Below are 15,052 nucleotides of genomic sequence, written 5' to 3' on the forward strand. Positions count from 1 at the left end.
TGATGATAAAAGAATATTTAGTAAATAACGCTCACAAGTACGCTTCTAAGTGGCTGGTTTTAGCTATTGATGTAGTAATGATAGCTATTTCTTTCGTCTTATCATATATTATACGTTTTAACCTTACTTTGGACTTTGATATTGATAAGCTTTTTGTTCAATTGCCAATCATTTCATTGATAGCTTTGGCGTCTTTTATTTTTACAGGATCTTATAAAGGGGTAGTTAGGCATACGGGTGTTAGGGATGTTTACAACATATTTAATGCTATTTGTCTGTCTAGTATTTTGTTAATTTCAATGGTTCTTTTTAATCGTGAATTAGGGGTTTTTGAAAACTTCACGGTACCGTTAGGGATTATTATTATTCATAGTTTACTGAGTTTTGTTGCGTTAACCGCTTCCCGGTATGTCTTTAAGTCTTTGTACAGTACCTTTATGGCCCGTGATTTTAAGGTCAATAAGAATGTTCTGATATTTGGAGCAGGGGAGTCAGGGATACTAACCCAAAGTGCTCTGGTTAACCATACCAAAAGTAGGGTAAGGGTTGTTGGTTATATAGATGAAGATGAGAAAAAGGTTGGGAAACAGATAAACGGAGTAAAAGTTTTCCACAAAGATGTTTTGAACAAGGACTTTATATTGAAAAATAGTATTTCTGAGGTTATTTTTTCTATTCAGAATATTGACCCTAAAGACCTTAAGGTGTTAGTTGAAGGTCTGGTTGATTTTCCTGTTCAGGTGAAAATTGTCCCTCCTGTAGAACAGTGGATCAATGGTGAGCTGAAAGTTTCTCAAATTAAACAGATTCAGATTGAAGATCTTTTGGATAGGGCTCCAATTAACATTAGAAACTCAAAAATCTCCGAAGAAGTTAAGAATAAGGTTGTCTTAGTTACAGGAGGTGCAGGGTCTATTGGTAGTGAAATTGTACGTCAAGTTTGTACATATAATTATAAGTCGCTCATCGTGATAGATCAATCAGAATCTGCATTATATGACCTGCAGCAGGAATTGAAACAAAATGGCTTTCATAATTTCATGCCTATTGTTGGGGATGTGCGTGATAAGAATAGATTAAATAATCTTTTTCAAGAATACAAGCCTAATATTGTGTTTCACGCTGCAGCGTATAAGCACGTGCCTTTAATGGAATACAATGCTTATGAAGCTATAAAAATTAATGTAGCGGGTACTAAAGTTGTTGCCGATTTATCTATTAGTCATAACGTAGATAAATTTATTTTCATCTCTACTGATAAGGCTGTTAACCCTACAAATGTAATGGGTGCTACAAAGCGAATTGCAGAAATGTATATTAGTTGTATGCAGCAAAAAGGAAAAACGAAATTTATAACAACGCGTTTTGGAAATGTATTAGGATCAAATGGTTCAGTAATTCCTCTTTTCAAAAAACAAATTGAAAATGGTGGTCCGTTAACGGTTACCCATGAGAATGTTACTCGTTTTTTTATGACTATTCCAGAAGCTTCTCAATTGGTATTGGAAGCGGGAGCAATGGGAGATGGAGGAGAGATATTCATTTTTGACATGGGCGAATCTGTAAAGATATTTGACTTGGCAAAAAATATGATAAAACTCTCAGGACTTAAGTATCCAGAGGATATAGATATTAAGATAACCGGTTTGCGTCCAGGTGAAAAACTATATGAAGAGTTATTAGCAAATGGAGAAAACACCTTGCCTACTTATCATAAAAAAATTATGATCGGTAAAACTAGAGAACTTGATTATATACTAGTGAGGTCTAAAATTGATGAGCTTTGTGTGTCCAATATGTTCTTCAATGAGAGCACTGTTAGTTTAATGAAAGAGATCGTTCCGGAATTTATATCTAATAACTCAGAATTATGTGTTTTGGATAAAAAAGACAAAACGACAACTAAGAATCATCCTCTTAAAAAAGTTCTATAATTTTTTAATTTACTATCATTGCACCAAAATTTGAACACTATGTCCATTAAAAAAATGCTTTCACTTGATATTTTTCGATTTTTAAAAACTGTAGCCCCACTCTTAGTTGTTTCGGGAATCCTACTTTCTTCTTGTGCTACAAGAAAGGAAGTTGTGTATTTTCAAAATACTGGTGATTTTGAAACTTTGGTTGATAAAAACAGTTTTACACCAAAATTTAAAGTTGATGATTTAGTAAGTATTTATGTGTCTACCTTGGACAGTGAAGCTAGTGCTCCTTTTAATTTATTAAGAGGGGGAGGAGAAGGTGGAATTAGACCGGAACAGGTAGATTATTTAATAGATAAGGATGGGGAAATTGATTTCCCGGTAATTGGGAAAGTGAAAATTGCAGGACTTTCAGGTGAAGAAGTTAGAGTTCTTCTAAGAGATAAGCTTTCTGATTATTTGAAAGACCCTATTATAAATATTCGTCTTCGAAACTTTAGTATATCTGTTTTGGGAGAAGTTCGTAGACCGGGAACCTACCCTGTAGATGGTGAGCGGATAACTATTATGGAGGCATTGGGTTTTGCGGGTGATTTGACCATTAAAGGTAGACGTGAAAATGTTATGGTAATCAGGGACTTTGATGGAACCAAAGTATATACAAGAATCGATTTAACTAAAAAAGAAGCCCTAAGCTCTCCAGTATATTATTTAACTCAGAATGATGTGGTTTATGTTGAGCCTAATAATTCTGCAATAAAATCTTCAACTCTCGATAGCAGAATGTCTATTGCAGTTTCAATAGCGTCATTATTGATTACTTCAACTGTACTCTTGATTACAAGAACAAATTAAGGTTAGGCAATAGCACATTAGTATATGACATTAAAAAAACAAAATGAGCTTGAATAATCAAAATTCTATATCAAACAACTCGTTTGATTTTAAGGAAATACTCGCTACTTATGCAAAACATGTCAAATGGTTTGTGCTATCCGTAGTTTTTGCGTTAATTATTGCTTTGCTATATATTAGATATGCAACACCGCAGTTTGCGGTTCAAACGCAGATTCAGATATTGGAGGACAAAACATCTGGTTCCGAGCTTGATGTTTTTCAGGATTTAAATCTTTTAGGAGGAGGGAAAAATAAAGTAGAAGATGAATTACAACTCATAAGTTCTCGTTCAAATTTTATTAGAGTGGTTAAAGAACTAAATCTAAACACTCAAATCTTAGTTCAGGGAAATATTAAAGAAACGGAGTTGTACAAGAATCCACCTGTTAATCTGAACTTCATTGCTGCTGATTCTATATTAAATCGGGCGAATTTGGACTTTTTTATTACAATTTCGTCTTCTACGACTTTTGGTTATACTGAAGAAGAGGACAAACCCGTGAAAATATATGCCTTTGGTAAAAACATCTCTACGCCTATAGGGGATATTGTTATAACACCAAATGTTGGAGTTTTTGAGGGTTATAAGGATAAAAAATTAAGAATTTCTGTAAAACCTATAGAAGATGTTGCTCAAGCGTATAGGAAACGAATTGTAGTTAGTAATCCAGGTGAGCTTTCTAATATTGTTAATATTATTTTGGAGGATCCTATCCGTGAAAAAGCTGCAAATATTCTTGATGCTTTAGTTAGAATATATAATGAAAATGCTATTCAGGATAAGCAGATTATTGCTGATCGTACCTCTAATTTTATTGACGAACGAATCGCTAATATTTCTTCTGATTTGGCAAGTGTTGATCAGTCGGCACAAGATTTTAAAACGGAAAAAGGTGTTACGGATATTGCAGCCGAAGCGAATGTCAACTTAAATGTGGGTGTTGCTAACCAACAAGAATTGGCAAATGCACGAAATCAGCTTAATATGGCTGCATCAATGCAAGAATTGGTTCAGCAACAAGGTAGTTACGAGGTTTTACCAACGAATATTGGACTTTCTGATCCAACAATAGCAAGTACTACGGATCGATATAACCAGCTGGTTCTGGAACGAAAGCGGCTTCTTAAAAGTTCAAATGAGAAGAACCCGGTAATTGTTAATTTAGATCAACAGATTGCTGGCTTGAAGAGAAGTATGCAATCTAGTTTAAGTAGTACCGTAAATAACCTTGGTCTTACGGTAAATTCTTTAAGTGGACAACAGGCACGATTTAATTCTAAGATTTACTCTTCGCCCGCAAATGAAAGAGCTTTGAGAGATATTACCAGGCAACAACAGACTACTGAATCTCTATATCTTTATCTCTTACAGAAGAGGGAAGAAGCGCAGATTTCTGCAGCTTCAAGCTCCCCTAAGTCTAAAATTGTAGATCGAGCTTATAGTATTAGTAAGTTGCCTGTATCGCCTAAAAAGTCAATTATATATCTAGCTTCGTTCATTTTAGGTTTGCTAGTTCCGTTTAGCGTTATTTATGCAAAAGATCTTTTGGATAACAAGGTTCATAACATGCATTCGCTAGAAAAAGTAGTGAAAAATACACCTATTTTGGGTGAACTCCCTAGATTAACCAAGAAAGATGAAAAGCTCGTGGTAAAAGAAGATAGGTCCGTTCTGGCTGAGTCTCTTCGAATTATTCGTACGAATCTAGATTATTTGATAAAATCAAAACAGAAAAAATCAGGAAAAAGTAATATTGTTTTCGTTACATCTAGTGTTCCAGGTGAGGGTAAAACGTTTCTTTCTACTAATCTGTCTATGATACTTGCAAGCACGAATAAAAAAGTACTTTTAATAGGTGCGGATATTAGAAATCCTAAGTTGTATACTTTTTTCTCAGGAGGTAATATTGATAACATGCAAAAACCCAGTAGAAATAAAGATGCGGGGCTTACTGAATTTCTGTATGACAACACTATTGAGATTAGGGATATAGTAAACCCTATGCTGGTTCATAGAAATACTATAGATGTGATTTACTCTGGTAGAATACCTCCTAACCCTGCTGAGCTTTTAATGAGCGATAGAATAAAAGAATTGTTTGCCCAAGTTTCTGAAACTTATGATTACGTAATCGTAGATACAGCACCTTTAATGGTGGTTACGGATACACTTTTAATTAGTGAATATGCGGACTTACTTCTTTATGTGACTAGAGCAGGAATAACAGAGACAAACGCCGTGGATTACCCAATCAAACTTCAAGAAGAAGGAAAAATTAAAGGGTTGTCATTTATTGTTAATGATGTAGATTCCTCTAATCTAGGTTATGGCGGAAAATATGGCTATGGCTATGGAAAAACTCAAAAAAAATGGTGGAAGTTTTAAATAATTTCACCAAAAAAAATACCCCGAACTTATATTTGGGGTATTTTTTTAACTTTTATGAGTTGTTGTTATAAGCTAAATTTAGAGTTTAGAATTTAAGAAGTTCAATACAAGTAATCTTCCCCCTGTAAATTTATCTAATCTAGTTCTACTTATTAATGAGTCAAAAATTAGGTTGTTCATAAATGCCTTATGGGTTGTAGAGTTTCAAGTCGATCGGTTATTTGCCGAGTATCAATCCTCTTTTAACGAAAAGCAGTAGGGTATTTCAGTCCCAAAGTGTTATTACATTATATTTGTCAGCCGTGTGTTAACACGCTAGATTTTGATACCAAACACTTAATTAGCATGAAAAAAAAGTACTTTTTAAAACTAGTTTTCACATGTCTCTCTATATATTTAGCGGGTCTTTCTAGTGTTAATGCACAATTAACCGATGAATTTGCCAAAGTTGATATTGTAACTGGGCTATCGAATGCAACTAACTTTAAATTTGCACCTGATGGCAGGATATTTATTCTAGATCGCTTTGGTGAAATCTTAATTTATAAACCTGACGAGCAATTTACAGTTTCAGCAGGTACTTTGCCGGTTTATCATGAGCATGAAGATGGTTTGGTGGGTGTAGCGATTGACCCGGATTTTGAAAATAACAATAAAATTTATCTTCATTATGCACCGATAGATTTTGTTGGCTATAGAGTTTCTAGGTTTAGTGTTGTTGAAGATATGGTAGACTTCAGCTCAGAGGAAGTTATTATTCAGTGGAATACCTCGAGGTCTGCATTATGGCATTCTGGAGGAGATATGGATTTTGATTCTCAAGGGAACCTATATATAGCCACAGGTGATAACACTACTTATGGTAGTAAACTTTATTCGCCATTGGATGAAGATGATTCTGACTTTAGTGCAGAGAAGGCCTCATCTAATACAAATGATTTAAGAGGGAAAATTTTAAGGATTAAACCTGGTCCAGGCACAACTTATACTATACCAAGTGGAAATCTATTTGCCGCTGGAACTCCAAATACAAAACCAGAAATTTATGTAATGGGAGCTAGAAACCCTTATCGGATTTTTGTGGATAAAGAGCATACTGATTGGTTATTTTGGGGAGAGGTTGGTCCAGACGGAAATGTTGCAAGCGAATTAGGTCCAGAGGGTTTAGATGAAATTAATTTGACCAAACAAGCGGGTAATTATGGATGGCCATATTTTTCCGGTGCTGATAATGATCCGTACCAAATTTCGTATGCTAATCCAACCTATTATAATAATCCAGCCGCTCCAGAAAATATTTCAAAATGGAATACGGGAGCTACGGTTCTGCCTCCAGCTCAAGAGGCATGGATTGAAAAATTCCATAAATGTTATTTAGCGGGATTTAGATATAATTATGATAATGAATTATTAGATCAACAACGTCTTCCCGCTGAATTTGATGGTTTATTCTTTTACTTTGATTTTAATACGAGTCGCATTTGGGCAGTAGAAATGGCTGCAGATGGTTCCATTATTTCTGAAGAAATGCTAGATGACGATGTTTTTCCAGGGTCGGGAAACAGTAAAGATGGTTATATTGATATGGAATTAGGCCCAGATGGTAAAATGTACATATTGGCTTATGGGGAAGGTTGTTGCCCTCAGGATATTCCAGAAGGTATCGGCAGACTTATTCAAGTTAATTATACAGGTATTACCACAAACTCTCCTCCCTCTGTAGTTATGTCGGCCGATGTGACTTTTGGACCTTTGCCGTTAACTGTTAATTTTACCGGAGATCAGACTACTGATCCTAATGGGGATTCTCCTTTAAGTTATGCTTGGGATATAGATATAGACGGTACGGTTGATTATACCACGCCAAATATTTCACACCCTTACACTACGAAAGGCACTTATACAGCACAACTTAAAGTTACGGACCCTGAAGGGGCTATTGGTGCTAAAACAATAAAAATTTATGCGGGTAATACACCTACTGAATTTAGTTTTAATTCGCCTGTAGATGGTGGCTTTTTTAATTGGAACGATGATGTAGATTTCAATCTGGTTGCTAATGATGCGGAAGACGGTGTTATTCCCTGTGAGGATATTAATGTGGTGCCATCTCTCGGACATGAAAACCATTTTCACGATGTTGGAAGTGTAGATCCATGCACATCAACTCTTAATTTAGATGATGGAGACCACCAAATAGATGGTGGTATGGATATTTTTTACGTTCTAAATGCCAATTATACGGATAGTGATGGACTTATATCTAGAGGGCAAATACGAGTACATCCAAAGAGGCGGGAAGCTGAATATTTTGACAATCAAAGTGGCGTCACGATTGTATCGAATACGTATGAATTGGAAGGAGCTAAGGATGCTATACAGGTAGATAACAATTCATATATATCTTTTGAAGGACGTAATTTGATGAATATGAATGCCGTCAAGTACTTGGTGGCGTCAGACAATTCGGGTAGTACTATTGAACTTAGATTGGACAGCCCTACAGGTACCTTGGTAACAACCACAACTATACCTTCAACCGGAGGGAACGATAATTGGTTACATATGCAAACTCCAATAAATAGTGTACCAACAGGAAAACATGATTTGTTTTTTGTATTTAAGAATGCTAGTTCATCACAGGATATCTTAAGATTAAATTATGTTGAATTTCTAGGCAATGGAGTTTCAGAAGATAACACACCTCCTGAAGTTCATGGTGTGCAACCTGATGGAAACAACGTTTTGGAGGTTAGGTTTTCCGAATACGTGGATGAGGGTACCGCAGAGAATGTGTCAAATTATTCAATTACCAACGGTGTATCTGTGCAAAGTGCAGAGCTTCAACCGGACGGGCACACTGTATTTCTAAATACGTCTCTTTTAAGTGCGGATGTCGATTATAACCTTAGTATTTCCAATGTAGAGAACATTAGCGGTATTCCTATGGTAGCTGAGAGTTTTTCATTCTTTGTTTTCGAGGAAATTAGAATCAATACAGGTGGAAATCAAATTACCGGGCCTGGAGGAGAAATTTTCAAAGAAGATGAATATTTTAACTCTGGGAGTGAATACGGTAAAGCTGTGGACGTTGCAGGAACGGATGATGATGAATTGTATCAAACCGAACGTTACACCAATAATAAGGGCTCTTTTGAATATCAAATTCCGGTAGCTCTTGCTGGGGAATATGACATAAGACTTCATTTTGCTGAAATATTCTTCGGTGTGGATGAAAATCAACTTGATAAGGGTGCTGGTGCTCGTGTCTTTAATGTAGTAATTGAAGGTAATGAGGTTTTATCTAACTTTGACATACTTTCCGAAACAGACCCAGCAACAGCTTTGGTGAAGGAATTTGACAATGTTACGGTTACCGATGGCTTTGCGAGTATATTCTTTAATGGTGTGGTACAAAGTCCTAAAGTTAATGGGATAGAAATTTTATCAAAAGATACTTTTGAAGGTGGAACTCCTACAAATGCTAATATTACCATTACTTCACCTTCAAACGGTTGGGATGTTAACAAACCTTTCGAAGTTGCTTTTAGGGTGGATAATTGGGTTATAAATGAAGATGATACTCATATTCATTATTACGTAGATGGTGACTTAATAGATAAATACTATGGGTACGATCCTATCCCATTTAATGATTTAGCTGATGGAGAACATACTATTAGAATAGAATTATTTAATGCGGACCATACGGGTACTGGAATTTATGATGAAGTAGTGGTAAATGTAACAGGTTTGATAACTTGTAACGAAACTCCGTTTCCTGAATCGTGGGTTGTGCATGAATTTGACCCAAATCCTTATACAGTGGTCTATACCTTTGCAGATGACGATTTAGATGGAGATGGACTTAAAGATATTGTTACTGGTGGATGGTGGTATAAAAACCCAGGTTCAGCTTCTGGTAATTGGGAAAAGAACACTATAGGCAGCACATTCAAAAACGTTGCTCATGTGTATGATTTTGATGATGATGGAGATATGGACTTGTTGGGTACTACGGGCGAGTATACCGGAGCTCAATTGGTGTGGGCCCAAAATGATGGAAATGGTAATTTTACGGTCTTTGAAAATATTCCGGAAGGAGATACTGATTACGTAGAACCTTTCTTGGCAGGCCTTGCTGGCGGTGTATTTGATAATACTGGTACGTATAGAATGGCAATAAATTGGAACGGAGCGGAATTTACTGGTTCACCCATTCAAATGCTTACACCTCCCAATAAAAATAATATAACCACCCAAACATGGGATTTAATAGATATTAGTTTTGATTCTTCGGGAGAGGATATCCAAGCTGGAGATATTGACCAAGATGGTGATTTAGATTTATTTCAAGGTGTTAATTGGTTGCGAAATAATGGCGACCTAAATTTTGAAAAATTTGAAACCGGTGTAAATGATGCCTATTCTACAACAGCTGACCGTGCACAGTTGGCTGATTTTGACCGTGATGGTGATTTAGATGCAGTCGTTGGTCAGTTAAGTTTAGGGAGTGGGGGTGATGGAACAGGCCCTAAGACAGAATTTGCTTGGTTTGAAGCACCTTCAGACCCAACACAGCTATGGATACGTCATGATTTGGACAGTGAAGTTAACGGAAGTTTAAGTGTATTTGCAATAGATATAGATTTTGATGGAGATCAAGATATTGTTGTTGGAGAGTGGAGGGGTGACAAACGCCTGATAGCATTCGAAAATGATCTCTGTGGTTCGGGAGAATTCAATAAAATTATTTTGGATGATGGTGCTTTAGGTTATGAACATCATGATGGTGCCAGAGTCGTAGATATTGATGCTGATGGAGATTTAGATGTTGTTTCTAATGGATGGTTAAATGATAAGGTGTTAAGGATATACGAAAACACTACACCACTTTTACAAGATAATAGACCAATTGCAAATGCGGGGTCCGATAAAATTATATCAACAACCAGTGTTACCTTAGTTGGTTCTGGAAATAATCCTGATGGCGGTTTAATCGTTTCATATGAATGGTCACAGCAAAGCGGACCTAGTATTGCAACATTAAGTGGAGACGCTACAACAGAGTTAACAGTTAGTAACCTTCAAGATGGGCTTTACGTATTTCGCTTGACCGTTACCGATGAAGAAGGGGATGTAGGGTTTGATGATGTATCAGTGACAAAATCAAGTACATCTATGGTAACTCGTATTAATAGTGGAGGCCCTAGCTATAATTATAATGGAACCAATTGGGCGTCTGATCAGTATAGTAATGGTGGGAGTACAATTACCAATACAATTGCCATAGCAAATACGGAGAACGATGTTCTCTATCAAACTGAAAGATACCGTACCACAGGTAGTCTGATTTATGATATACCTGTAGCTAATGGAGAGCATAGTGTTAATCTGCATTTTGCAGAGATTTATTATGGTGTACCCGGTGATGGTTCTGCAGGTGGCGCTGGTTCTAGGGTTTTCAATATTGATGTAGAAGGTCAAGAGCAAATTGAAAACTATGATATTTTTGTTGAAGCAGGAGGGGCTGCCACTGCTATAGTTGAAACATTTAACGGAATAAATGTAACGGACGGAAGCCTAACAATTACCTTAAGTCCTGTTACGGAATTTCCTAAAATATCGGGTATTGAAATAATAGAACCGGTTGTTGAAGGAGCTCCTACAGCAGATGCTGGTGAGGACCAAATGTTAACCTTACCTGATAATAGTACGGTAATCTCAGGATCAGGTTCAGACCCTGATGGAGGGACTGTTACTTTCGCGTGGACACAAGAAAGTGGACCTAACACGGCTACATTAAATGGCGATAATACGGCTGAACTCTCAGTTAGTAGTATGGTTGAAGGTGTCTATGTCTTTAAATTGACGGTAACAGATGATGAGAATCAAACGGTTACAGACGAAGTAAAGGTTACGGTAGTTCCTGAAAATGGTCTCCTAGCGGTTGCCGAAGCTGCACCAAAGGAGGGTAAAGCCCCTTTACAGGTAACTTTTACTGGTAGTAATTCAATTGGTGATATTGAAGATTATTTTTGGGACTTCAATAATGGGAATACATCAGGAGAAGCTGATAGTGCAAGTACGTTCCTAGAAAATGGAGTCTACGAGGTTGTACTTACAGTTACTAATGCCGGTGGAGAAACACATTCGGATACAGTGTTGATAACGGTTTCCGAAACTTTAGAAGGAGATAAAATGGGTTATATTTTAGAAAAGAATCCTATTAAAGAAGGCGTAGCCAATGTTAGAATTTTAAATCAACCGGAAGATTTCATGATGTTGGGCATTAATTTGCTTGACCAGCAAGGTAGATTAATTAGTGGCATCAATGCGGATGAAGTAGTGATGGTTGGGGCTGATACATATCAAATTCCTGTTTATCTTTTAAGGGATGGTATTTATTTCTTGAGTATAGCCAATAATAAAGGAAAACCAGTAACCATGAAAATACTGGTACAGAATTAAGAAGCTGATAACTGGATATAAAAAATGCCGCTAATTTAGCGGCATTTTTTATGCTATTCCCTAGGTATAAAAATTATGAACTTCTATCTAGTAGAAATTCTGAATAGAATTATTAATTAATGGTAGAATCTGATCTACCATTTTTTTGGATAAGGTTATTTTTTTTAGTGCATTAAGCTGATTCATGTTATGAATATCCGAAGCTACAAAATCTATTAAGCCGTTATCTAGTAGTTCTAATGCCATTTTGGGCACTTCTTTACCGTAATATTCACTAAGTGATAGTAAGTTCATTTGAAAGAGAATGCCATTGTCTTTATATTCTTGGTACCTTTTCTTTCTATGATGCAAAAAGCCATATCTCTCTGGGTGTGCCAAGATTGGGAAAAAACGCTTCGAAGCGGTTTTTACAATAGCTTCGTCAAAATTAATAGGGGGCTGTAAATAGGACATTTCTACCAATAAATAGTTTTTCTTCATTGGCATAACACCATCACTTTCCAATAGGTTTTCAAAAATGTCATCAATCATATGCTCCGCAGACGCCTCTATGGATATATCCTTTAAATCATTTTGTAGCAATGCATTTTTTAACTCGGTAAGAGAGGCATTTATGGTTTCTTTTGTATTGGGGTAATAGTTGGACATGATATGTGGAGTGGCAACAAAATGAGTGATACCCAATTCAGCCAAAGCTTTTATAAGAGCAATGGAATCATCCACTGTTTTTGCCCCATCATCTATACCTGGCAATAGGTGATTATGAATGTCAATAAAACCATCTAGGTAGTCGACTAAATATTTTTTCTTATTGAAAAATTGAAACATGTATAGTGGTTTCGTTATTATGTATGAGTTATAACGGACAATGCCGATATTTATGATGTTTTGTATAGTGCAAAGATAAGTTAGAACCACCATAATGAGAATAATTCTTAACATCTTTACAGTATGGTACAAATAACAAAGCGGAGATATATCCAATTGGACATAGCTCCGCTTTAGTAAATAACCTCGGGGCAAGCCCACGAGGCATTCGTTAAGAAAAAACTTTACTATTTCGAGGTAAGCCTCGAAGCATTTAAATCTCGATTATCGAGTAAAATCTAAATCCTATTAGAAATTAACTGATACTTTTCCTCTTAGATAGAAAGGTATACCTGGTGTAAAATGTATTTCTTCAACAGGAGCGGTTTCGTTAAACAGTCTGCTTTCCGTTGCGAATTGGGTTTCGTTCCATTCGGTATCAAAAAGGTTTTCTACAATGACGCCCAGTGTCCAGTTCTTTATGGAATAATTTAAATTTAAGTCGGTTACAAAATAACCTTCTGCTACAATTGAATTATCCTCGTTTGCCGGTCTATCTTTTACATATTTATAGTTTATTCCACCTGAGAAATTCTTAATATCAATAAATGACAATCCAGCTGTGGAAGTCAAATCTGGCGCAAGGGGAATAAGGTCTTGCCCATCTTGATCTTCTGAACTTCTGGCGTAAGTGTAATTTACGTCTCCATTAGCATAAAGCCAATCGGTAATTTGGTAGCGTAAACCAAAATCAACTCCGAGCCTCTTTGTTTTTCCACTGGGTTCTACGATACCGGCATCACCAACATAGACAAACTCTTGTTCTAAAAACAATGTCCACAAGGCTGCATTAATAACCAATCTATCCACTGGTTTGTAAATTGCTCCTAAATCCGCTCCATAGGCCAAGGGAAGAATTTCCTTACCATTGTTTGCTGTTACCACTCTAGTATCATTTGAATGGTATCCAATACCCGATTTAGCAAAAAGCTGCAAATTGGAAGTTGGAGCATAAATAACATTAAGTTTTGGACCTAGAAAAAGCTTGTTCTCGCTTTTGCTATCATAGGTTTCGGTAAGGTTGTTTACATAATCAAACTTAAAATAGTCTAATCGGAGACCAGTGTTTAAAGTCCATTTATTTTTTTTATAGGTTACATCAAAAAAACCATAGGCATTTAACTCGTCAACATCTCCATAAGCCAAGCGCTCCAATAGGCTTTGACGGTTTTTTGTTCGGGATAGTTGAACATCGTTAACATCGTCATACCTAAAACCTATTCCTGATTCATATTTTAATTGAGAATCGTGGTCTCCCACATGAACGGAATGTTCGTAACTAGTTTCGGCACCAATTATGGTCCGGTCTTCAAATTGTCTTATTTGGTCCCCGTTTACTGGATCTTCCAAGAAGAACGTAAAGTTGGAAAAGAGCTCAAAATCATACTTTGTCAAATAAGCCTTAGACTTTACCCTAGAATGTTCATCTAGTTGTTTGGTATGGTTAAGGAGAATATTGCTGCGGCTTGTGTTTCCTCCCTCAGTATCATCAATTGCTCCAAATCTACCTATTAAACCTGCATCTACGGCTCTTTGCGGAACCTGACCGGAAGCATCCCATTTGCTTTGAAAATGAGAAAGTGTAATGCTCAAATCTTGGTCTTTACGATTGTTAAAAGTATATCGCCCCATAATATTTAGACGATTGAAGTTTTGAGAAGAATCAAATGGGCCATCTGTTAAAACCAACTCAGAAGCTAAATATGCATTGCTAAAATCACTTTCGGCCACTTTGAACATACCTACGGTACGCAAGGTATTGAATTGACCAATTTCTGCCGAAATCAAGTTGTTTTCTAGTTTGCGTTTCGTTTTTAAGTCGATGTACCCTGCGGTATTAAAGTTTCCTTTGTTAGCATAATAAGGACCTTTTCCAAAGTCAATATTATCAATAGTTTCGGGGATTATAAAGTGCATATCCGAATACCCTTGCCCATGAGCATGAGATACCATGTTTACAGGTAGACCGTCTACATTAATGGCTAAATCCGTTCCGTGGTCAATATCAAATCCTCTTAAGAAAATTTGCTCGGCTTTTCCACCTCCGGCATGTTGGCCAATGATTAATCCCGGTACTTTTCGCAGAATTTCCTGCGAAGATTTAACAGGGTTTGCTTTAACATCAACATTTACAAAGTTGCTAAGGGCGTTTACTTTTGAAACCAGTACCACTTGCTCCAAAGAAACGGCAGATTCTATTAGGGTGATGTTTGTGTTGCTGTCTAAAAGCGATTCCGTAATAGTAAGTTGATGATTTTTATAGCCTAAACTATAGAAATAAATAACATCTCCAACGGATATGTCATCTAGTTCAAAATATCCGGAAACATTGGTATATGTATACCCACCGGTAGTTTTGTTATAAACGCCAACACCTTCTAGGGCAATTTGTTTTTCGTTCGTTACCGTACCACTAAGGTCATGGGCCTGGACCACAAGACCAAAAGCTAATAGTACTATAAGAGTAATATGTTTTTTCATAATAAACAAGATTGAAATATAGTGA

General features: G+C 36.4%; 6 protein-coding genes. 4 read left to right on the plus strand and 2 right to left on the minus strand.

Going from position 1 to position 15,052, the window contains the following annotated elements; all coding sequences use genetic code 11:
* Positions 1-2: 2 nt before the first annotated feature.
* The 4 genes from KO513_RS16245 to KO513_RS16260 all read left to right on the plus strand — a co-directional run bounded on the left by KO513_RS16245 (position 3) and on the right by KO513_RS16260 (position 11,679).
* The gene (locus KO513_RS16245) at positions 3-1,934 is read left to right on the plus strand and encodes a polysaccharide biosynthesis protein (protein WP_215914300.1); all 1,932 of its coding nucleotides are present in this window, start codon (positions 3-5) and stop codon (positions 1,932-1,934) included.
* Between the two features lie 39 nt (positions 1,935-1,973).
* Entirely contained in the window at positions 1,974-2,777 is an 804-nt protein-coding gene (locus tag KO513_RS16250; protein ID WP_252735904.1) for a polysaccharide biosynthesis/export family protein, read from the plus strand.
* Between the two features lie 43 nt (positions 2,778-2,820).
* Complete coding sequence (locus tag KO513_RS16255; protein WP_215914301.1) at positions 2,821-5,205, plus strand: GumC family protein; 2,385 nt, start codon at positions 2,821-2,823, stop codon at positions 5,203-5,205.
* 348 nt (positions 5,206-5,553) lie between these two features.
* On the plus strand, positions 5,554-11,679 hold the full coding sequence (locus tag KO513_RS16260; RefSeq protein WP_215914302.1) for a malectin domain-containing carbohydrate-binding protein: 6,126 nt from the start codon (positions 5,554-5,556) through the stop codon (positions 11,677-11,679).
* Between the two features lie 87 nt (positions 11,680-11,766).
* Here KO513_RS16260 and KO513_RS16265 read toward each other — a convergent pair whose 3' ends face one another.
* Both KO513_RS16265 and KO513_RS16270 read right to left on the minus strand, forming a co-directional pair.
* The gene (locus KO513_RS16265) at positions 11,767-12,507 is read right to left on the minus strand and encodes a tyrosine-protein phosphatase (protein ID WP_215914303.1); all 741 of its coding nucleotides are present in this window, start codon (positions 12,505-12,507) and stop codon (positions 11,767-11,769) included.
* A 288-nt stretch (positions 12,508-12,795) separates the two neighbouring features.
* Positions 12,796-15,027, minus strand: a complete 2,232-nt coding sequence (locus KO513_RS16270; protein ID WP_215914304.1) for a TonB-dependent receptor — start codon at positions 15,025-15,027, stop codon at positions 12,796-12,798.
* Between the last annotated feature and the right edge of the window lie 25 nt (positions 15,028-15,052).

Origin of the sequence: Zobellia sp. B3R18 (genome assembly GCF_018860715.1) — a bacterium.
Classification (GTDB): Bacteria; Bacteroidota; Bacteroidia; order Flavobacteriales; family Flavobacteriaceae; genus Zobellia; species Zobellia russellii.

Bases quoted from the DNA above. Each gene is read 5' to 3' on its own strand.
- KO513_RS16265 (WP_215914303.1), bottom strand. From the start codon at position 12,507: ATGTTTCAATTTTTCAATAAGAAAAAATATTTAGTCGACTACCTAGAT.
- KO513_RS16250 (WP_252735904.1), top strand. From the start codon at position 1,974: ATGTCCATTAAAAAAATGCTTTCACTTGATATTTTTCGATTTTTAAAA.
- KO513_RS16270 (WP_215914304.1), bottom strand. From the start codon at position 15,027: ATGAAAAAACATATTACTCTTATAGTACTATTAGCTTTTGGTCTTGTG.
- KO513_RS16255 (WP_215914301.1), top strand. From the start codon at position 2,821: ATGAGCTTGAATAATCAAAATTCTATATCAAACAACTCGTTTGATTTT.
- KO513_RS16260 (WP_215914302.1), top strand. From the start codon at position 5,554: ATGAAAAAAAAGTACTTTTTAAAACTAGTTTTCACATGTCTCTCTATA.
- KO513_RS16245 (WP_215914300.1), top strand. From the start codon at position 3: ATGATAAAAGAATATTTAGTAAATAACGCTCACAAGTACGCTTCTAAG.